Origin of the sequence: Noviherbaspirillum sp. (assembly GCF_035254865.1) — a bacterium.
Taxonomy (GTDB): Bacteria; Pseudomonadota; Gammaproteobacteria; order Burkholderiales; family Burkholderiaceae_D; genus Noviherbaspirillum.
In genome coordinates this window covers 39,772-61,053 of record NZ_DATFAF010000070.1, presented here as the reverse complement: position 1 = coordinate 61,053, position 21,282 = coordinate 39,772, and the positions used below count along the sequence as shown (strand labels likewise).

General features: G+C 63.7%; 16 protein-coding genes. 7 read left to right on the top strand and 9 right to left on the bottom strand.

All coding sequences use genetic code 11. The features are described 5' to 3' along the window. Positions 1–155 precede the first annotated feature (155 nt). The 8 genes from VJ651_RS16380 to gdhA form a co-directional block, all read right to left on the bottom strand. Positions 156–1,493 (bottom strand): sigma-54 dependent transcriptional regulator, encoded by a 1,338-nt coding sequence (locus VJ651_RS16380; RefSeq protein ID WP_324108475.1) that lies wholly within the window; start codon positions 1,491–1,493, stop codon positions 156–158. After that, on the bottom strand, positions 1,480–3,306 hold the full coding sequence (locus tag VJ651_RS16375) for a sensor histidine kinase (protein ID WP_324108474.1): 1,827 nt from the start codon (positions 3,304–3,306) through the stop codon (positions 1,480–1,482). Before VJ651_RS16375 ends, VJ651_RS16380 begins: the two co-directional genes overlap by 14 nt. A 33-nt stretch (positions 3,307–3,339) precedes the next feature. Beyond that, a complete protein-coding gene (locus VJ651_RS16370) occupies positions 3,340–3,798 on the bottom strand; it encodes a cache domain-containing protein (RefSeq protein ID WP_324108473.1) in 459 nt (152 codons plus the stop codon). Positions 3,799–3,913: 115 nt separating this feature from the next. Next, positions 3,914–4,711 (bottom strand): ABC transporter ATP-binding protein, encoded by a 798-nt coding sequence (locus VJ651_RS16365; RefSeq protein ID WP_324108472.1) that lies wholly within the window; start codon positions 4,709–4,711, stop codon positions 3,914–3,916. A 1-nt stretch (position 4,712) separates the two neighbouring features. Next, the gene (locus tag VJ651_RS16360) at positions 4,713–5,534 is read right to left on the bottom strand and encodes an ABC transporter permease (RefSeq protein ID WP_324108471.1); all 822 of its coding nucleotides are present in this window, start codon (positions 5,532–5,534) and stop codon (positions 4,713–4,715) included. A gap of 10 nt (positions 5,535–5,544) precedes the next feature. Next, positions 5,545–6,516: an ABC transporter substrate-binding protein gene (locus VJ651_RS16355; RefSeq protein ID WP_324108470.1), complete on the bottom strand. Its 972-nt coding sequence runs from the start codon at positions 6,514–6,516 to the stop codon at positions 5,545–5,547. A 202-nt stretch (positions 6,517–6,718) separates the two neighbouring features. Beyond that, complete coding sequence (locus VJ651_RS16350; protein WP_324108469.1) at positions 6,719–7,852, bottom strand: ABC transporter substrate-binding protein; 1,134 nt, start codon at positions 7,850–7,852, stop codon at positions 6,719–6,721. Between the two features lie 351 nt (positions 7,853–8,203). Continuing rightward, positions 8,204–9,547, bottom strand: coding sequence for an NADP-specific glutamate dehydrogenase (gene gdhA / locus VJ651_RS16345; protein ID WP_324108468.1), 1,344 nt, complete (start codon positions 9,545–9,547; stop codon positions 8,204–8,206). Between the two features lie 176 nt (positions 9,548–9,723). Between gdhA and VJ651_RS16340 the strand changes: the two genes are divergently transcribed. The 5 genes from VJ651_RS16340 to VJ651_RS16320 all read left to right on the top strand — a co-directional run bounded on the left by VJ651_RS16340 (position 9,724) and on the right by VJ651_RS16320 (position 16,466). Next, positions 9,724–10,602: a MurR/RpiR family transcriptional regulator gene (locus tag VJ651_RS16340; RefSeq protein ID WP_324108467.1), complete on the top strand. Its 879-nt coding sequence runs from the start codon at positions 9,724–9,726 to the stop codon at positions 10,600–10,602. A gap of 207 nt (positions 10,603–10,809) precedes the next feature. Further along, entirely contained in the window at positions 10,810–11,778 is a 969-nt protein-coding gene (locus VJ651_RS16335) for a TAXI family TRAP transporter solute-binding subunit (RefSeq protein ID WP_324108466.1), read from the top strand. 150 nt (positions 11,779–11,928) lie between these two features. Continuing rightward, the gene (locus VJ651_RS16330) at positions 11,929–14,523 is read left to right on the top strand and encodes a TRAP transporter permease (protein WP_324108465.1); all 2,595 of its coding nucleotides are present in this window, start codon (positions 11,929–11,931) and stop codon (positions 14,521–14,523) included. 30 nt (positions 14,524–14,553) lie between these two features. Beyond that, positions 14,554–15,891: an aspartate aminotransferase family protein gene (locus tag VJ651_RS16325; RefSeq protein ID WP_324108491.1), complete on the top strand. Its 1,338-nt coding sequence runs from the start codon at positions 14,554–14,556 to the stop codon at positions 15,889–15,891. 8 nt (positions 15,892–15,899) lie between these two features. Further along, positions 15,900–16,466 (top strand): carboxymuconolactone decarboxylase family protein, encoded by a 567-nt coding sequence (locus tag VJ651_RS16320; RefSeq protein WP_324108464.1) that lies wholly within the window; start codon positions 15,900–15,902, stop codon positions 16,464–16,466. A 4-nt stretch (positions 16,467–16,470) separates the two neighbouring features. Here the strand turns inward: VJ651_RS16320 and VJ651_RS16315 are convergent, their stop codons facing one another. Next, on the bottom strand, positions 16,471–17,403 hold the full coding sequence (locus VJ651_RS16315) for a LysR family transcriptional regulator (protein ID WP_324108463.1): 933 nt from the start codon (positions 17,401–17,403) through the stop codon (positions 16,471–16,473). 158 nt (positions 17,404–17,561) lie between these two features. Between VJ651_RS16315 and VJ651_RS16310 the strand changes: the two genes are divergently transcribed. Next, positions 17,562–19,640 (top strand): hydantoinase/oxoprolinase family protein, encoded by a 2,079-nt coding sequence (locus tag VJ651_RS16310; RefSeq protein ID WP_324108462.1) that lies wholly within the window; start codon positions 17,562–17,564, stop codon positions 19,638–19,640. A 2-nt stretch (positions 19,641–19,642) separates the two neighbouring features. Further along, entirely contained in the window at positions 19,643–21,280 is a 1,638-nt protein-coding gene (locus VJ651_RS16305) for a hydantoinase B/oxoprolinase family protein (protein WP_324108461.1), read from the top strand. Positions 21,281–21,282: the final 2 nt, after the last annotated feature.

The window sequence follows — 21,282 nt, the reverse complement described above, 5'->3', positions numbered from 1 at the left end:
ACTGCTTCGCGGCATTGCACCGCGATCGATCGAAGATACCTCGCTTCGTCCCGTCAATGACAGGGAACGAGCGACAGTTTGCGTGAAATCAAGCTTGAATCATGGGCAGCGCAGTCGGGCGGACGGGTCAAGGCCGCCGCCACCGAGATCGCAATTCACTCACCGCGCGCAGTGGCGAGCTGATACTTCTTCAGCTTGTCGTACAGCGTCTTGCGCGGAATGCCGAGGGCGTCCGCCGCGGCGGAGACGCTGCCTTCATTCCCGGCCAGCGCATCGACAATCAGCATGCGTTCGAAGGCGTCGACTTTCTGCGGCAGGCTGTTGCCATCCGTCATGGCGTCGCCCTTCGGCAATGCGGCAGTCCCGTCACCGACACCCAGCACCAGACGATCCGCGAAGTTGCGCAACTCGCGCACATTGCCCGGCCATTCGCGTGCCTGCCATTGCGCCATCTGCGCCGGCGTCCATTGCGGCAGCGGGCGCTGGTAGCGGATTGCCGCGCCCTGCGTGAAATGCGCGAGCAGCAGCGGAATGTCTTCACGGCGCTCGCACAGGCGCGGCAGGTCGATGCCGACCACGCCGATGCGGTAGTAGAGGTCCTCGCGAAACGTTCCCTGTGCCGAGAGCTTCAGCAGGTCGGCCTTGCTGGCGGCGATGATGCGGCAGTCGATCGCCACCGCGTCGTTGCCGCCGAGGCGTTCCAGGCGGCGCTCCTGCAGCACGCGCAGCAGTTTCACCTGCAATGCCAGCGGCATGCTTTCGATTTCGTCGAGGAAGACGGTGCCGCCGTTCGCATATTCGAGCTTGCCGATGCGGCGCTTCTGCGCGCCGGTGAACGCGCCGGCCTCGTGCCCGAAGATCTCGCTTTCGAACACGGTCTCCGGCAGCGCGCCGCAGTTGATGGCGACGAAGGGACCTTTCCTGCCGCTGGCGACGTGCAGCTGGCGCGCGACGACTTCCTTGCCGGTGCCGGTCTGGCCGTTGATCAGGATATCGGCCGCGGTGGGGCCGAGACTGCGGATCAGGGTGCGCAGCGCTTCGATCGGCGCCGACTGACCGATCAGCGAGGGCATGTCGGGATGCGCCGACCACGCCGCCTTGAGGCGCCGGTTCTCCAGTGTCAGCGTGCGCTTGTCCTGGGCCCGCCGCACCGCTTCCAGCAGCCGGTCCGCGGCGAAGGGCTTTTCGATGAAGTCGTAGGCGCCGGCACGCATCGCCTCGACCGCCATGTCGATGTCGCCGTGGCCGGTGACCAGGATCGCCGGCAGTTCGTCATCCAGCGTCGCCAGCCGCGTCAGCAGGTCCAGCCCGGAACATCCCGGCAGCTTCACGTCGGACACCACCACGCCGGGATAGTCGGGCTGCAGCCAGGGCCAGGCTTCTTCCACGCTGCCGCAGGCGCGCACCGAGAAGCCGCCCAGTTCGAGCGTCTGCGCGGTCGCAATGCGCACCGCCTGCTCGTCTTCGATCAATATCGCTTCAAGCGTCGTCACCTTGCGCTCCTTCCTCTTGTGCCTGTTCGACCGGCAGACGCACCACGAACTCCGCGCCGCCTGCAGCATGGTTGTGTGCCTCCAGCTTGCCGTTCATCGCCTGCACGATGGAGGATGAAATTGCCAGCCCGAGGCCGAGCCCCTGGCCGGATGGCTTGGTGGTGAAAAACGGTTCGAACAGATGCTGCGCCACCTGCTGCGGGATGCCCGTGCCCGAGTCGCGAATGCGCAGCACGGCGTCGGTGCCTTCGCGCTCCAGCACCGCCGTCACGGTCTTGACCGGCGCCTGTTCCACCGCATCGCAGGCATTGCGCATCAGGTTGATCAGCACCTGCTCGGTGCGCACCGCGTCGCCCAGCACTCGCACCGGTTCGCGGATGTCGACCGTGAAGCTGATGCCGCGCCGGCGGAAATCGCTTTCCAGCAGCAGCGCAGACGCCTGGATCGATTGCGCCAGGTCCACGGTGGAAATCGTGTCGTGGCTCTTGCGCACGAAACCCTTGAGCTGGCCGATGATGGAACCCATGCGCGCGCTGGCATCGCTGATGTGCGTCATGTTCTGTTTCGCCTGTTCCGGCTGTTCGCGCGTCAGGAAGGTGACCGCATTGTCGGCGAAGGTACGGATCGCGGCCAGCGGCTGGTTCAATTCATGCGCAACGCCGGCAGCCATCTGGCCCAGCATCGCCAGCTTGCCCGCCTGCACCAGTTCGTTCTGCGTCGTGCGCAGCAGCTGTTCGGTTTCCTTCAGCTTGCCGTATTTGGTTTCCAGCTCCTGGTTGGCTTGCAGCAGCTCCTTGGTGCGCTGCGCGATCTTGCGGTCGAGTTCTTCCGCCGCTTTCTGCAAGGCCTTGCGCGAAGCCATGCCTTCTTCCAGGCGGCGCCTGCGCTGATGCATCGCCCACAGCGAGATCGCACCGATCGCCAGCAGCAAGGCCGCCGCGCCTGCCCAGTAGGCGGCGGTGCGCGTGATGCGCGCCTGCGACGGAAACAGCATCAGGTGCCAGCCGAGGCGGCCCACCGGCTGGCTGACGTAGGCGCCGAAGCCGGCGCGCTCCGCTTTCGGCAGCGCAGCGATCGGCTTTACCGACTGGCCGGCGTATTGCAGCGTGCCGGCGAGGGTGCGTTGCGCCTCGGCGTTAAGCGGCGTCAGGCTGTGATAGTGCCAGCCGGCGCGGTTGCTCAGAAAGACCACGCCGCTGCGGTCGGCCAGCGCGATCGGCTCTTCGCTCTTCTGCCAGGTCTGCTCGAATTCCGCCAGGCTGATCTTGACCGCCATCACGCCGATCGGCGCCGACGAACCGCGCGGCGCATTGTGCGCATACACCGGCTGCGCGATGAAGTAGCCGGGCTCGCTGGTGGTGCTGCCGATGCCATAGAAGCGGCCGGCATTGCCGCGCAAGGCTTCGCGGAAGTAGGGTCGGTAGCCGAAGTTCTTGCCGACGAAACTGAGCCGCTGGTCCCAGTTGCTCGCAGCCAGCGTGTTGCCCTCGCGATCCATCAGATAGAGTGCGCCGACCTTGGCCTGGGTCTGGATCGACTGCAGCGTCAGGTTGAGGCGCTGGATGACCGCCTCGTCGCCGGGATGCGTCAGCGCTTCGGCGACGTCGGGTTGATAAGCCAGCGCGAACGGCAAGGTCTCGAATTTTTCCAGCACCGATTCGAGGTCGAGCGCGATGATCTGCAACTGGCGTTCGCCGGCGGCGTTGATGTCGGCAGCGGCCTTGTGCGCGCCGGTGAGGTAGGTCGCGAACACGACGAGCGCGGCGCAGAGCACGCCCGCGCCGATCAGGCCGACATTTTTTCTTGCGCTCATGCGGGACGCGCCGCCGCTGCCATCGTTATATCGCTATTGCTTGTAGATGCCGCAGTTGACGATCAGGTCGCCGACACGCTCGAAATACATGGATTTCGCTTCGATCTGTTTGGTCTCGGGATTGACGAACTTGTAGTCCTGCCAGCCCTTGCCCTTGGTCTTGGCCAGTTCCATGCGTTCGCGCATGAAGAATTTTCCGTCGGCGTCCTTCAGGTCGATCAGGTTACGGCCTTGCATGCGCACGTTGGCGCCGTGCGCCAGCGTCTTCGCGTTCAGGTCATTGATGGTCACATACAGGTCGCGGTCGCGGAACTGGCCTTGCACGTTGTTGACTTCCGCAATCGCTTTCTCGGTGCCATTGGCCTTCATGTATTCAATCACCTTCTTGACCATCGCGACTGCTTCCTCGGGCGTGCCGCGGTCCGCAGCGGATGCGTTGATGCCGAACGTCGCGGCTGCGAATACAAACAGTAACTTGATCAATGCTTTCATGTTGTCTCCTTGGTTGTTCATTCGGGTGGTTGCACGCACGGTGTGATCGTTTGCGATCGCTTGCGTGCCAATCCCCTTTATCGGTTATCGGCAGGATTGCCGCCATACTTGAGCTTCAGTCTACCGCAGCCATGCGCAATTCGTCGTCGTGATGCCGTTGCTGCTCTTCCATCACCAATTGGCCGAGCAGGTATTTCAGCGCATTGAACTCCGGCGAGGCCGGATCGCGCAGGCGCGGCAGCTTCACCTGCATGTCGCGCTTGACCGTGCCGGGGCGATACGTCATCACGACGATGCGGTCGGCGAGGTAGATCGCTTCCTCGATGCTGTGCGTGACGAAGATGATGGTCTTCTTCAGTTCCGCCCAGATGCGCAGCAGTTCGTCCTGCAGGTTGCGGCGCGTCAGTGCGTCGAGCGCGCCGAAGGGCTCATCCATCAGCATGATGGGCGAGTCGAGCGCCAGCACGCGCGCAATCGCCACGCGCTGACGCATGCCGCCCGACAGGTCTTTCGGAAAACGGTTGCGGAAATCGCTCAGGCCCAGCTTCTCGAGCAGCTGCAGCACGCGCGCCCGGATCTCGCCCTGGCGCATGCCCTTGATCTCGAGACCGAAGCCGACGTTCTGCTCGACCGTCATCCACGGGAACAGCGCATATTCCTGGAACACCATGCCGCGCTCCGGCCCCGGTCCCGTGACCGGCTTGCCGTCGACGCTGATGAGGCCGGAGGAGGGCGGGGAAAAACCGGCGATGGCATTGAGCAGGGTCGACTTGCCGCAGCCGGAAGGTCCGAGCAGGCAGACGAACTCGCCGCTCGGAATCTCGAGCTGGATGTCCTTGAGCGCGACGACTTCGCGCTCGCCGGTCTTGAATACCTTGTTGACGCCTTCCACCTTGATCTGTGCTGCGCTCATGTCAGTTCTCCAGTCCGCGGTGCCACCGCAGCAAATGATTGTTCAGTTTGTTCATGCCGATGTCGATCGCCAGGCCGAGCAGGCCGATGCTGATCATGCCGGCGATGATCTTGTCCGACCAGAAGTATTCGCGCGCTTCGAGAATGCGGAATCCGAGGCCGTTGTTCACCGCGATCATCTCCGACACGATGACCACGATGAAGGCGGTGCCGATGCCGATGCGCACACCCGACAGGATGTAGGGCACCGCCGCCGGCAGCATCACGCGCACAAACATGGTGCGCTGATTGGCGCCGAGATTGCGCGCGGCGCGCAGGTAGATGCCGTCCACGTGGCGCACGCCGGCGATGGTGTTCATCAGTACCGGAAAGAAGGCGCCGAGCGCGATCAGGAACACCGCCGGCGGATCGCCCAGCCCGAACCACAGGATCGCCAGCGGAATGTAGGCGATCGGCGGAATCGGCCGGATCACCTGCACCAGCGGATTCAGCCATGCATAGACGCGCTTGCTGGCGCCCATCGCCAGCCCGAGCGGCAAGGCCAGCACCGCGCCGAGCAGAAATCCCGCGACCACGCGATACATGCTGCCGATGGTGTCGCGGATCAGTTCGCCCGAGACGGCCCACGCCAGCCAGGACTCGGTAGACGGCGCATACGGCTCCATCGGCAGCAGATACTGGATCCACTTGCTCACCACCGCCAGCGGCGAGGGCAGCACCTGCTCGTTGGCCAGGCCCGACACGGCGGCGGCCTGCCAGAGTGCGATCAGGGCGATCGGCACGATCAGTCCCGCGGCGATTTCTCGCCAGTCGATTTTTTTCATGATGGCCTCCTTACTGGATGTTCAGGCTTTTCTTGGCGCCGTCGAGCAGGTCGAGCTTGACCCATTCCTTCGCGACCGGCGGATTGCTCATCCTGCCGACCTTGTACTTGTTCATGACCTCGGTCGTGATCTGGATATGCTCGGGAGTGACGTCGTAGGAGTAGGGCGAATTGCCGATCGCGTTGTAGAAATCGTCCTTGCTGAGCTGGCCCTTGAAGATGGTCTCGCGCACATACTTCTCCGCGATATCCTTGTTGTCGATGAAGGTCTTGGTGGCCTGCACGAAGCAGCGCATGAAGCGTTCCGCCACCGCGCGACGCTCGCGGTAGAACTTCTCCGTCATCACCATGGTGCGCACCGGCTCGCCGACTGCGGTGTCGTAGGGCTTCAAAATTTCGACGCCGTAGCCCTTGCTGATGGCTTGCGAGCTTTGCGGCTCGCTTTGCATGATGGCGTCGACGTTCTTGCCGAGCAGCGCCTGGTTCAGGTCGGGAAAGGCGAGATAGATGACCTGCACATCCTTGCCCGGCTGGTCCGACATCGTGAGACCGGCTTGCGCGAGTTCCGCCGCCAGCAGCACTTCATGGATGCCGCCGCGCGTGACGCCGACCTTCTTGCCCTTCAGATCCTTGACCGATTTGATGCCGTTGTCGCTGCGTGCCAGCAAGCGCGCGCCGCCCTTGGCGAAGCCGGCGACGATGTAGATCGGCGCACCATTGGCACGGCCGGAAATCGCCGCTTCGGAAGCGGTCGCGCCGACATCGAGTTCACCGGCGAGGATCGCCTGCATCACGTCGGGACCTTTGGCGAAAACGCGTTCCTCGACCTTGATGCCGCACTTCGGTGCGATCTCCTTGATATAGGACACCGCGCCGTAATGCGCGAACTTGAGATTGCCGAGGCGGACCACGTCCTCGGCATGCGCGGACGTGGCACAGGCGGTGATCAGGGCGAGCAGGGTATGTTTCAGTGTTGGGGTCATGCGAGTCTCCTTGAATGATGACGATCTTGTTTGTTGCGTGGCAGTTATTGCAGCTTCCGTGCCACTCCTTGGGATTGGTCTCAAATACTTGATTTCATGCGGCTTTCCTGTTTTCTGCGATGCTGCGCGGTAGCGCAAACTGGCGGACTGCCGGAATGCCGCGCCGCGCGCTGGCGGAAGTCCGCCGCCGCAGAACATGTACTCAGCGAATGAAATGCCCGCCCTTGCCGATCATCGTCAGTTCGACGTATTCGCTGCCGGTATGATCATCCGGTGCGTAGCTCACCATCAGGCCGCCGAGGTCGGCATGGCGTATCGATTCCAGCGCGTGGATCAGCCGCTCGCGCGTCAAGTTGCGCCCGGCGCGCTGCAGACCCTCGACCAGCACCTTGGCCGCGACGAATCCTTCCATCGCCGCATACGACACCGTGGCGCCGGATGCCTTGGCCGCGATCTTGAATTCCTGGCCCAGCCCGCTCGACACCAGATGCGGCGCCGGCGTGACTTGCGACACGATGACGCCGATGCCGTCGGCACCGAGGCGGGAGACGAAGGATTGGGCGGAATTGTTCGATAGCGTGAGGAGCTGCGCCCGGCTGCCTTCCTTGCGCAGGCGTGCGATGAGCTCGGCGGTGGTGGCGGCGGAACCGACGATGATCAGCGCGCGCGGATCGGCCTTGAGCGCCGCGTGCACGGCGGCGTCGATGTCGGGATGGGCGCGGTCGAAAGCGGCGAGCAGCGCCGGTTTCAATTGATGCGCCTGCATCGCCTTCTCGAAGCCGGCCAGGGCGTCGCGTCCGAAGCCGTCGTCGACATGCAGGATGCCGATTTCCTTGAAGCCGACGGTGGTGAAATGCTCGACGGCCTTGATCACCTCGTCCTGGTATTTGGCGCGCACGTTGAAGATCAGACGGTTGACCGGCGCATGGAACAGCGCGGCCCCGGTGCTCGGCGCAATCAGCGGCACCTGCGCCGACATCAGCAGCGGCAGGATGGCTTCGGTATGCGGCGTGCCGCGATTGAGGAACAGCGCGAGCACATGGTCCTTGCCGATCAGGGTTTGCGCATTCTTCGCCGCCAGCGCCGGATCGAACTTGTCGTCGAGCGTGCGGATCTCGATGCGGCGACCATGCACGCCGCCCTGGCGATTGATCATCGCGATATAGGCGTTGGCGCCTTCGTTCATTTCCTTCACCGAGCCGGCGATCTGCCCGGTGAGTCCGACCGTCTGCCCGATCAGGATGCGGTCCTCGCTCACGCCGTCCTCGGCGCTGGCCGTGGTCGCGGCGGCCGATAACAACAAGGCGGCCATCCATTTCCTCTGCTGTGCATGCATGTTCTTTTCCTTTTGTTGATGAGTCAACAAGGCGAATGTCTCCCTTCGCCGGCTTGTGGTGTGTGCTGCGCGGCAGGTCTTGCAGGCTCCGTGCCATGCAGAGCAAAGAGTGCAAGCTGTTGATTTGAATGGATTAGTTGAATCGGGCCGGGAGTGCGGGGAGCGCGGGGCGGCGGAAAGCCGGAATTCCGGACCTCAGGATGGCGGCATTCCGTCCACCAGCGGGTCGTCGTGCGTGTCGGTCCGCACGCACGACGATGCTAGCGAAAGAAGAGAGAGGGCTGGCGGGCACCGGCGCCAGGGGGAAGATCTTGTGCGCCGGAGGAGCTGGCGCGCAAGGTGCCGGGTCGACTAGATGACGCCTTGGGCCAGCATGGCGTCGGCGACTTTCACAAAGCCGGCGATGTTGGCGCCGTCCACATAGCTCAGGGTGCCGTCGGGCCGCTGACCGTATTGCAGGCAAGCCGCATGGATGCCCTTCATGATCTGCAGCAGACGCGCGTCCACTTCTTCACGTGGCCAGGATATGCGTTCCGCGTTCTGGCTCATTTCCAGGCCCGAAGTGGCAACACCGCCGGCATTGCTGGCCTTGCCCGGTGCGTAGAGCACACCGGCGGCCTCGAATGCCTTCGCGGCGTCGATGGTCGAAGGCATGTTGGCGCCTTCCGCGACGCACAGCACGCCGTTCTTGATCAGTGTCGCCGCATCGTTCACATCCAGCTCGTTCTGCGTCGCGCACGGCAATGCGACATCGACCGGCACATGCCACGGCCGCACGCCGGCCTCGAAGCGCACGCCGGTGCGCTTGGCATAATCATTGACGCGGCCGTACAAATGATTCTTCACTTCCATCAGCACGGCGAGCTTTTCTGCGGTGAATCCATCTTCATCGATGATCGTGCCGCTCGAGTCCGATACGGTGACGACCTTGGCGCCCAGTTCCATGGCTTTTTCCACCGCGTACTGCGCGACGTTGCCGGAGCCGGAGACGCTGACCCGCAAACCGTCGAACGAGCGGCCGCGGGTCTTGAGCATTTCATCGGCAAAATAAACGGTGCCGTATCCGGTTGCTTCCGGGCGGATCAGCGAGCCGCCGAAGCTCAGGCCCTTGCCGGTGAAGACGCAGTCGGCGCGGTTGCTCAACTTTTTCATCATGCCGGCCATGAAGCCGACTTCGCGGCCGCCCACGCCAATGTCGCCGGCAGGAACGTCCGTGTCGGATCCGACATGGCGGAACAGTTCGCTGACGAAAGCCTGGCAGAATCGCATCACTTCCCCCGCACTCTTGCCCTTGGGGTCGAAATCCGAGCCGCCCTTGCCGCCGCCCATGGGCAGGGTGGTCAGGGCATTCTTGAAGGTTTGCTCGAAGGCCAGGAACTTCAGGACGGAAAGATTGACCGACGGATGGAAGCGGATGCCGCCCTTGTAGGGGCCGATCGCCATGCTGTGTTGAATGCGATAGCCACGGTTGACCTGCACCTGGCCATGATCGTCGACCCAGGAGACGCGGAACATGACGACGCGCTCCGGTTCCACCAAACGATCGAGCAAGCCCTGTTCCGCATATTTCGGATGCTTTTCAATGTACGGCCACAGGCTTTCCATCACTTCGGTAACAGCCTGCAGAAACTCGGGCTGATCCGGGTTGCGATTGGCGACGTGCTGCAGAAAATCGTGAACAGAAGCGTATTTCATGTGCCTTCCCTGAAAGTGGAGAATTCTCGGAAGAAAAGATTTTCGCACATCTGACGCACTAATTTAGTGCCTTTTTAAGCGATCGCCTCGGCGGCTAGACCAGCTCTTTCCGTGGGTGCTCAGCATATCGTGTAACATTCGATTCATTTGCGGACGGCGTGTTTCAGGAGCGTTTCATGGGAGTGATCAACCAGATTCTCGACAGCTTTTCCTCGTTCAGCCCGAAACTGCAGGCCGCGGCGCGCTTTGTTGTCGATCATCCAAGCGAAGTCGTCATCGCATCGATGCGCACCCTGGCCGAGCGCGCGGGCGAGCAGCCGGCAACGCTGGTGCGGCTGGCGCAGCATCTCGGCTACTCCGGCTGGCCCGAGCTGAAGTCCGCGCTGGCGCACGACCTCGGGCTGCATCAGGACGGCTACGGGCCGCGCGCCAGGAGCCTGGCCGAGCGCGGCCGCAGCGCGGACCTGCCGGGTGAATTGTTCGGGGCGCAGCACCAGAATCTGAAGACGACCGAACAGCAATGCACCGATTCGCTGCATCATGCCGCCAGCCTGCTGCGCAATGCCGACACCGTGCACATCGCCGGATTCCGCGCCAGCTATCCGATCGCCTATGCCTTGTTTTACGGCTATCGCCTGTTTCGCAATTCGGTCCAGCTGATCGACGGGCAGAGCGGCGGGCTGGAAATGCAAATGCGCCTGTTCGGCGCCAAGGACGTGCTGGTGGTCACCAGCTTCGCGCCGTATTCGCGCGAATCCCTGCTGGTGGCCGAGACCGCCAAGTCGGCCGGGCTGCGCATCGTCGCGCTGACCGACAGCCAGGCCTCGCCGCTCGCCTTCCATGCCGACACGACGGTGCTGTTCTCGGTCGCCAGCCCTTCCTTCTTCCCCTCGGTGGTGGCGGGCGTGGCCTTGACCGAAGCGATGCTTGAATTGCTGGTGGCGGACGCCGGCAAGGCAGTGGTTCAAAAGATCGAGCGCGCGGAACAGGACCTGTTTCACAGCGGCGCCTATCTCCAATCCCCGGGCAAGCGTGTCGGCGGCAAGCTGGCGTAGCGGATTCCTCTCGCGGCTGCATTGCGGATCGCATATTCCGTTTGGAACAACTGTTGCAATTCTCTTGACATGGGTTCGTTTGTTACTTAAAGTCTGGGCTCTGCAACAGTTGTTGCGGAAATAAATTTCCTGCAAAAAAGGGAAGGTTTCCATTCCGCTCACCTGCAACGGACATTCGGCACATCCATTATTCGATTGGAGACAAGCATGCGCATTGCAATCGTTCCCATCGCAGCAGCCCTCGCTGCCGCGATTCTCATTCCCGGCCCCGCCGCCCTGGCGCAACAGAAATTCATCACCATCGGCACCGGCGGCGTCACCGGCGTGTACTACGCGGCCGGCGGCGCGATCTGCCGCCTGGTGAACAAGGAACGTACCAAGACGGGCATGCGCTGCTCGGTGGAATCGACCGGCGGCTCGGCGTACAACGTCAATGCCGTCAAGGCGGGCGAACTCGACTTCGGCGTTTCCCAATCCGACGTGCAGTACAAGGGCTACAAGGGCGAGGCGCCGTTCAAGGAAGCCTTCCCCGAGATGCGCACGGTGTTCTCGCTGCACCCCGAGCCGTTCACCCTGGTGGCGCGTCCGGATGCCAACGTCAAGAACATCACCGACTTCAAGGGCAAGCGCCTGAACGTCGGCAATCCGGGCTCCGGCCAGCGCGCGGCCATCGAGGAATTGCTCACTGCCGTGGGCATGAAGCTGTCCGACCTGTCGCTCGCGTCCGAGCTGAAGGCTGACGAACACGGCGCGGCGCTGTGCGACAACAAGGTCGACGGCTTCTTCTACAGCGTCGGCCATCCGTCCGCCAACATCCAGGACCCGACCACGGCCTGCGGCGCGAAGCTGGTGTCGATCACCGGGGCGGGCGTGGATGCGCTGGTGAAGAAGCATCCGTACTATGCCTATGCCACCATCCCGGGCGGCATGTATGCGAACAATCCGCAGCCGACCAAGACCTACGGCGTGCTGGCCACCATGATCACCTCCAGCAAGGTGCCTGCCGACGTCGTCTATAACATCACCAAGGCGGTGTTCGAGAACTTCGACGAATTCAAGAAGCTGCATCCTGCATTTGCCAACCTTGACCCGAAGCACATGGTCACCGATGGTCTGAGCGCACCGCTGCATGAAGGCGCAGCCCGCTACTACCGCGAAAAGGGCTGGATCAAGTAAGACCCGCAAATACCGGGATTTCGTTTTTCGCTTCGCACGCCAGGGCATCCGTGACAACACGCGCCCTGGCAGGTCTTTCGGGACGCGTCACCCTGCGCGCCCCGACAGGCTTCGTGCACCCGATTTTCATGCCGCTTCATTGAGGTTCCGATGACCGTCCCTTCATCCTCCGCCAGCGTCGATCTCCAGCAGCTTGTCCAGGAAGCTGACATGGGAGGGCGAAAACCGACCGGTGCCGCCAAGACCGTCCTGTTTGTCGCCTGCATTGCCTGGTCGCTGCTGCAACTCTGGTATGCATCGCCCTTGCCGTTCACCTTCCGCATCCTGGTGTTGAACGATACCGAGATGCGCGCCCTGCACCTGGCTTTCGCGCTGTTTCTTGCCTATACGGCGTATCCGTTCCGCAGGTCGTCGCCGCGCAGCCGCATTCCCGCCATCGACTGGATACTGGCTGCCGCCGCGGCATTCTGCGCGGCCTATCTTTTCCTGTTCTACCGCCAGCTCGCCGACCGGCCCGGCCAGCCGATCATGCAGGACATGATCGTTGCCGTCCTCGGCATGCTGCTGCTGCTGGAAGCGACGCGGCGCGTGGTCGGCCCGCCCATGGCCATCATCGCGAGCATCATGCTGGCGTTTGCGTTCGCCGGTCCTTACATGCCGGACGTGCTCGCGCACAAGGGCGTGTCGCTGAGCAAAGCGGTATCGCATTACTGGCTGTCGAGCGAGGGCGTGTTCGGCGTCGCGCTCGGCGTGTCGTCCAGCTATATCTTCCTGTTCGTGCTGTTTGGCGGCCTGCTGGAAAAGGCCGGCGCGGGCAGCTACTTCATCAAGGTGGCCTTCTCGCTGCTCGGCCATCTGCGCGGCGGACCGGCCAAGGCGGCCGTGGTTTCCTCCGGCATGATGGGCATGATCTCCGGCTCTTCGGTCGCCAACGTGGTGACCTGCGGCACCTTCACCATTCCGCTGATGAAGCGCGTCGGTTATCCGGCGCACAAGGCCGGTGCGATCGAAACCGCCGCCGGCGTGGACGGGCAGATCATGCCGCCGGTGATGGGCGCGGCCGCCTTCCTGATGGCGGAATATGTCGGCGTGCCGTATGCCGAGATTTGTCGCAATGCGGCGCTACCGGCCGCGATTTCGTACATCGCCCTGTTCTACATCAGCCACCTCGAAGCGCTCAAGCTCGGCATCCAGGGATTGCCGCGCCCGGCGGGTGTGACCACGCTAGGCCGGCTCGCCGGTTTCGGCATGACCATCGCCGGCACCATCCTGCTCGCCAACGCCGTGTACTACGGCCTTGGCTGGATCAAGGGCTTGCTGGGCGCAGGCGCCATCTGGGTGATCGTTCCCGCCATCGTCCTTGCCTACCTCGGCATCCTGTGGGGCGTATCGAAGCAGCCGGACCTGGAGATCGACGACCCGGAGGCGCCCATCCTGACCCTGCCGCCGGTCAAGGAGACCGTCCTCGCCGGCCTGCATTACCTGCTGCCGGTGGTGCTGCTGATCTGGTCGCTGCTGGTGGAGGAGCTTTCTCCCGGACTGTCGGCCTTCTATGCCACGGTGTCGCTGATCGTGATCCTGCTGACGCAGAAGCCCTTGCTGGCGTTTTTCCGGCGCCAGGAAAATCCGCTCTCGCGCGTGCGGGAAGGCTGGCATGACCTGGTACATGGTCTCGAACTCGGCGCGCGCAACATGATCGCCATCGGCATCGCCACCGCGAGCGCCGGCATCATCGTCGGCACCGTCTCGGTCACCGGCCTGGGCCTGGTGATGTCGGAACTGGTCGAGCTGATCTCCGCCGGCAACCTGGTCGTGATGCTGCTGCTGGTGGCAACGGTGTGCCTGATCCTCGGCATGGGCATGCCGACCACCGCCAGCTACATCATCGTCTCGACGCTGATGGCGCCGGTGATCGTCGACCTCGGTTCGCAAACCGGCCTGGTCGTGCCGCTGGTTGCCGCGCACATGTTCGTCTTCTATTTCGGCCTGATGGCCGACGTGACGCCGCCGGTGGGGCTCGCCTCGTTCGCGGCGGCAGCGGTCGCGAAGGCCGACTTCCTCAAGACCGGCGCCACCGCATTCTTCTACAGCATCCGCACCGGCATCCTGCCCTTCATCTTCATCTTCAACACCGACCTGCTGCTGATCGATATCCACTCCTGGTGGCACCTGCTGCTCGTCGTGACGAGCGCCATCCTTGCCATGCTGGTCTTCGCCGCCGCGACGCAAGGCTGGTTCGTGCGCCGCAACCGCTGGCATGAATCCGCGCTGCTGCTGCTGGTGACCTTCACCCTGCTGCGGCCGGGCTTCTGGCTCGACCAGGTGTATGAACGGTATCAGGTCGAGCCGCCGGCACGCTTGTTCGAACTGGCGAAGAATGCGCCGTCGGACACGCGACTGCGCGTGCGCATCGAAGGCACCTCGCTCGAAGGCAAGGACGTGCGCAAGACCGTGCTGCTGCCTCTCGGCGACGAGGGCGACGCCCGCAAGCGCATCGCGGCAACGGGTCTGATGGTTTCCAATCTCGGAGGAGACGTCGAAGTCATGGCCGTCGGGCTGAAGAGCCGCGCGGAGAAGGCCGGCTTCGAACAGGGCTTCAAGATCACGGGCATCGAGACGGAAACGGACCGACCCGCCAAGGAGTGGCTGTACATCCCGGCACTGCTCCTGCTGCTCGGCGTCTATCTGCTGCAACGCGCTCGGCGCGATGACGCGGCGTCTGCTGCGCGCACTGCCTCGGCTTGAGGATCCTTCCATGAACAACTTTTTTCATTCATTGACATGAGCCATATCATTCACCGTTCACTGCGCGCCGTGCCTCCGGTTGCCGCCGGCGCCAGCGGCATTCACATCGTCGACCGGCAGGGCAAGCGCTACATCGACGCCTGCGGCGGCGCCGCCGTTTCCTGCCTCGGACATGCGCATCCGGACGTGCTGGCCGCGATCCATCGGCAGATCGACACGATCGCCTACGCGCATACCAGTTTTTTCACGACCGAAGTGTCCGAGGCGCTGGCCGACCACCTCGTGCAGCACGCGCCGGAAGGGCTCGACCAGGTGTATTTCGTTTCCGGCGGATCGGAAGCGATCGAAACCGCGCTCAAGCTCGCGCGCCAGTACTTCGTCGAAGCCGGCCAGCCGCAGCGCACCATGTTCGTCGCGCGTCGCCAGAGCTATCACGGCAACACGCTGGGCGCGCTCGCCGTCGGCGGCAACGAATGGCGCCGCAAGCAGTTCGCGCCGCTGCTGATGGAAGTGGGGCGCGTGTCGCCGTGCTATGAATACCGTGAGCGCGGCAGCGACGAGAGCCAGGATGCCTACACGCGTCGTCTTCTGGCGGAACTCGATGCGGAATTCCAGCGCATCGGGCCGGATCGCGTGATCGCCTTCGTCGCGGAAACCGTGGTCGGTGCCACTGCCGGCGCGGTGCCGCCGACACCGGGCTACATCAAGGGCGTGCGCGCATTGTGCGACCGCTACGACATCCTCTATATCGCCGACGAAGTGATGTGCGGCATGGGACGCACCGGCACGCTCTACGCGGTCGAGCAGGAAGGCGTGGTGCCCGACATCGTCACCATCGCCAAGGGGCTGGGCGGCGGCTATCAACCCATCGGCGCGGTGCTCGCGCGCGGCAGCCTGATCGAGAAGATGCGCAGCGGCAGCGGGCTGTTCCAGCACGGCCACACCTACATCGGCCATTCGACCGCGGCCGCCGCCGCGCTCGCGGCGCAGCAGGTGATCCAGCGCGACCAGTTGATGCCGCAGGTACGCCAGCGCGGCGATTACCTGCGCAAGGCGCTGCATGCGCGCTTCGACGCCCATCCGCATGTGGGCGACATCCGCGGCCGCGGGCTGTTCATGGGTGTCGAGCTGGTGCGCGATCGCGACACCAAGGCGGTCTTCGATCCGGACCTCAAGCTGCATGCGAAGATCAAGGCCAAGGCCATGCAGAACGGCCTGCTGGTGTATCCGATGGGAGGCACGATAGACGGTCGTCTCGGCGACCACGTCCTGCTCGCGCCGCCCTACATCATCAGCGAATCGGAGCTGGACCAGGTGGTGGAACGCCTCGGTCTTGCCATCGACGCCGCAATCTCGGAACTCGCATAGACAGCATCATGAACCAAGACCGTTTGCCACCCATCCCCGAAAGCGAATGGACCGACGCGCAGCGCGAGCACGCGCGCGAGATCATCGAAGGCCCGCGCGGCGGGTTGATCTCGCCTTTCGTGCCGCTCTTGCGCAGCCCCGAACTGATGACCCATGCCGGACGCATGGGCGAGTATCTGCGCTACCGCAGCGCGATCGGCCTGCGCCTGTCGGAACTGGCGATCCTGGTCACCGCGCGCCAATGGTCGCAGCAGGTCGAATGGGCGATCCATGCGCCGATTGCGGAACGCGAAGGCATCGCACCCGACACGATTCAGGCCATCGCCGAGGGACGCCGTCCCGCGTCGATGAATGCGGATGAAGCATTGGTGCATGATTTCTGCATCGAACTGCATCGCAATCGCGGCGTGTCGGATGCGACCTGGTCGCAAGCCGTCGCGCGCTTCGGCGAGCATGGCGTGGTCGACCTGCTAGGCATCAACGGTTATTACACGCTGCTGTCGATGGTCATGAATGCGGCGCGGACCGAAGTGCCGCCGTCGAAAGCGCCGCACCTTCCCGACCTGTCGCAATAGACGGCTAGGCCGCGCGCTTTCTTGCGCCCGCCTTCTCCTGCCTGCTGGTGTTGCGCACTTCCTCGAACAGCATGTCGACGAAGGCTTGCGAAGCCGGCGACAGGGTGCGATCGACGCGGGTAATGACGCCGATGATGCGCTCGGGCCGCGGGCTCTGCAGCGTCGCCGCATGCAGCTTGCTCATGTTCAGCTCGCGCAGCACCATGCGCGGCATGAAGGTGATGCCGAGTCCGGCGCGCACCATGCTCAGTGCCGTCACCATGTTCGCCACTTCATAGGTCGGCTCCACGGCAATCCCCGCCGCCGCAAAGCCGCGCTCCGCCAGATGGCGCGTGTTGGACTGGCGCGGCAGCAGCACCAGCGATTGTTTTGACAACTCTTTCCAGGTCACGGATTTCGCCTTGGCCAGCGGATGATGCATCGGCACCACCACCGTCAGGTCATCGCGGAACAGCTCGCGAAATGCCAGCTCGGGATGTTGCGTGGGCAGGATGCCGACGCCGAAATCGACTTCGCGCGACAACACCCGGTCCACCAGCGTCAGGTCGGGTTCCTCGATCAGGCGGGCGGTGATTTCGGGATGCTTGGCCTTGAACAGTGCGAGCGTGTTGGTGGCGATGCCGAAGGCGACCGACGGCAGTGTGGTAAAAACAATACGCCCGCGCTTGCCGCCCGCGATGTCGCGCACATAGCGCCATGCATCTTCCAGGTCATCGAGCGGCCGTTCCACCATCGACAGCAGTTCGCGCCCGGCTTCGCTCAGGTCGACGCGCCGCGTGGTGCGCTCGAACAACTGCACGCCCAGCACCGATTCGAGTTCGCGGATCATCTGTGAAAACGCCGGCTGGGTCATCGCCAGCTCACTCGCTGCCAGCGAGAAGGAGCCGTGATGCGCGGCAAGCACGAAGCCGACGAGGGGGCGCAATTTGAAATTCATGCAAGAACCTTTCCTGGGCGGATAGCAAACAAGGCCGATGCCGCCTTCGTTATTCATAAGAAGCACTTAATAATAAAACTAAAATATCGATTTGTCGAAAGAACGGCGCAATGATTTAATCCTTTCCATTATCTACTCAAGCATTGATGGGAAGGGACATGGGGAATATCTGGATCGGGATTGACACAGGCGGAACATTTACCGACCTGGTGCTGGTGGATCAGGAAACCGGCGAGTACTGTTACCACAAGCTGCCGACGACAACGTCCGATCCCTCCAAGGCGATTCTCGAGGGCGTCGATGAAATCATCCGGCTGGCCAGGCGCCGCCCGGAAGAAGTTGCCTTCCTCGTGCTCGGTACCACGCTCGCCACCAATGCCGTGCTGGAAGGGAAGACCGCGCCGACCGGCATGCTGACCACGCGCGGTTTCCGCGACGTGCTGGAGCTGGCGCGCCAGCGTCGGCCGCATTATTTCAATCTCGACATCCTGAAGCCGGAGCCGCCGGTCAAGCGCGATTGCCGCATCGAAGTCGGCGGCCGCATCGATCATGATGGCAGTGTGTCAACGCCGCTTTCCGAAGACGACGTGCGGGCCGCCGCGAATATCCTGCGCGACAAGGGCGTGCAGGCGGTGGCGATCTGCTTCATGCATTCCTACGCCAACCCGGAGCACGAGGAACAGGCCAAGGCCATGGTGCAGAAGATGCTGCCCGGCGTCTACCTGTGCACCTCCTCCGAAGTGCTGGCCGAATTCCGCGAGTACGAGCGTTTTGCCACCACCGCCGTGAATGCCAGCCTGATGCCGATCATGGACCGCTACCTTGAGCGCTTCGTGCAGGGCGTGAAGAATCTCGGCATCAATCGCATCCCGCGCGTCATGCAATCCAACGGCGGCGCGGTCAGTCCGGCCGCGGTGCGCCGCATGCCGGTCAACACCTTCTTCTCCGGGCCTGCGGGCGGCGTGATCGGCACCGTGGGCCTCGGCCGCCAGCTCGGCATCGACAACATGATCACGTTCGACATGGGCGGCACCAGCACCGATGTCTGCCTGATCAAGAAGGGCGAGCCGGCCAAGAAGAATGAACGCCAGATGGGCGGGTTCCCGGTGCGCACGCGCACGCTCGACATTCACACCATCGGCGCCGGCGGCGGCAGCCTCGCATGGATCGATGCCGGCGGCCTGCTGAAGGTCGGCCCGCAAAGCGCCGGCGCCTATCCCGGCCCGGCAGCCTACGGCCGCGGCGGCACGCGCCCGACGGTGACAGACGCGAACGTGGTGCTGGGACGTCTCAACCCGCGCCAGCTCCTGGGCGGACGCATGAAGATGTATCCCGAGAATGCGCAGAAGGCATTCGAAGACGAGCTGGGCGAACACCTGAGCGGCGATTCGGTGAAAGCAGCGGCGGGCATCCTGGAAATCGTGAACGTCAACATGATCGGCGCGCTGCGCGTGATCTCGGTCGAACAGGGCGAAGACCCGCGCGATTTCACCCTGGTGGCATTCGGCGGCGCCGGTCCGCTGCATGCGGCCGACGTGGCACGCACCATCGGCATGCGCCGCGTGCTGGTGCCGCCGCGTCCCGGCCTGCTGTGCGCGCTGGGGCAGTTGCATGCCGACGTGCGCGGCGACTTCAGCCTCACCCGCATGCTGCCCACCACGCCGGACAGCCTGCCTACGCTCAACACCTCGGTGAAGGAATTGCGTACGCAGGGTGAACGCTGGCTGAGCGGCGAAACCGAGCAGCGCGAAGACGCTCATTTCGAATGGCTGGTCGATCTGCGCTACGTCGGCCAGAACGGCGAACTGATTCTTCCGCTGCCGCAGGAAAGACTGACCACCGCCGACCTCGATCAACTGACCGCGGCCTTCCATCAGCGGCATGAACTGCTGTACGGCTACAAGATGGACGAGCATGCGGTCGAGATCGTCACGCTGCGTCTCGTGGTGCGTGCCAAGCGACCGACGCCGCCTGCCGAGCATGCGCAGCTGGAAGGCTCGGACATCGAGAAGGCCATCGTCGAACATCGCGATGTCTGGTTTCCCGAAACCGGCTTCGTCGGCACGCCGGTCTACGATCGCGAACGCTTGCCGATCGGCTGCACCTTCAGCGGTCCCGCCATCGTCGAACAGATGGACACCACGACCGTGGTGCCGCCGGGCGCGAAGGTGTCGCATGACAAGTACGGATATTTGATGATTGAAATGGAGCCGGCAGCGGCAGGGAAGGCGAAATAATCATGACGCACAATGTTGATCCGATCCGCGCGGAAGTGGTATCGCGCTTTCTGCTGGCGACCGCCGAGGAAATGGGCGCGACGCTGATTCGCACCGCGTTTTCGCCCAACATCAAGGAGCGCGCCGACTGCTCTTCGGCGATCTTCGACGCCAGCGGCCAGGTGATCGCCGTCGCGCAACGCGTGCCCATCCACCTTGGCTCCATGGTCGGTGCGGTCGACGAGATCCTGAAGCGCTTCGACATCAAGACGATCGATCCCGGCGACATGTTCATGGCCAACGATCCGTACAACGGCGGCGGCTCGCATCTGCCGGACATCAACATCGTCGCGCCGGTATTCATCGACGGCAAGATCGTCGCCTTCGTCGCCAACATCGCGCACCACGCCGACGTCGGCGGCATGGTGCCGGGCAGCGAGTCGGCCACCTGCCAGACCATCTTTCAGGAAGGCATACGCATTCCGCCGGTGCGCGTGATGCGCAAGGGCGAGATCAATCGCGATGTGGTCGACCTCGTGCTGCTCAATTCGCGCACGCCGGACGAGCGCATGGGCGACCTGCGCGCGCAATTCGCCGCCAATATCACCGGTACGCGCAGCGTCATGTCGCTGTTCGAGCGTTATGGCGTCGCCGAGACGCAGGATGCGATCGCGACCTTCCTCGATTTCACCGAACGTCGCTTCGCCGCTGCCATCAATCAGCTGCCGCCCGGCACCTATGTCGAAGAGGATTTCCTTAACGGGAACGAGGAAGGCACGACGGCCCGCATCCGCCTGGCACTGACGATCGCCGAAGGCCGCATCGAATTCGACTTCGCCGGCACCGATGCGCAGCTCAACAGCGCGCGCAACATTCCGCACCGCGCCTTGCTCGCCACCATCTACACGGTCGCCAAGAGTTTGCTCGACCCGGAACTGCCGGCAAACGCCGGTTACTACCGCACGCTGCATGTCAGCGCGCCGGCCGGTTCCATCGTCGGCCCGATTCCGCCGGCGGCAGTCGGCTGCCGTTCGATTTCCTGCGGCGTGCTGGGCGACGTGATCGCCGCCGCCCTGTCGCAGGCGATGCCGAAGAAGGCCCTGGCACGCAGCGGCCCGCATCAACTCATGGTGCTGGCCGGCACCGATCCGCGCAACGGCCGTTATTTCGTCAACTATGAAACGGTGGCCGGCGGCATGGGCGCGCGCGCCGTGCGCGACGGTACCGACGCGGTCCGCGTTCACGCGTCCGGCGCATCCAATCTGCCGGTCGAGGCGTTGGAACATGCCTACCCGGTGCGCATCGAACGCTATGCACTGTGGGAAGGTTCGGGCGGCAGCGGCCGTTATCGCGGCGGCATGGGCGTGGTGCGCGACTATCGCGTGCTGGCCGATGATGTCGTGGTCAGCCTGTCGTCGGAGCGCCAGCTCGTCGCCGCAGCAGGAACAGCCCATGGCGGTGCGGGTGCCGCAGGCCAGTTCATTCTCAATCCCGGCAGCGCCGATGTGTGCAAACTGCCTTCCGCCGCGGCCGAAGTGAAATTGCCGCGCAACAGCCTGTTGCGGGTCTGCACGCCAGGCGGCGGCGGTTACGGCAATGCCGCCGAACGCGACAAGGCGGCGATCGAGCGCGACAGGCTGGAAGAGCGCGTACTGGACTGATC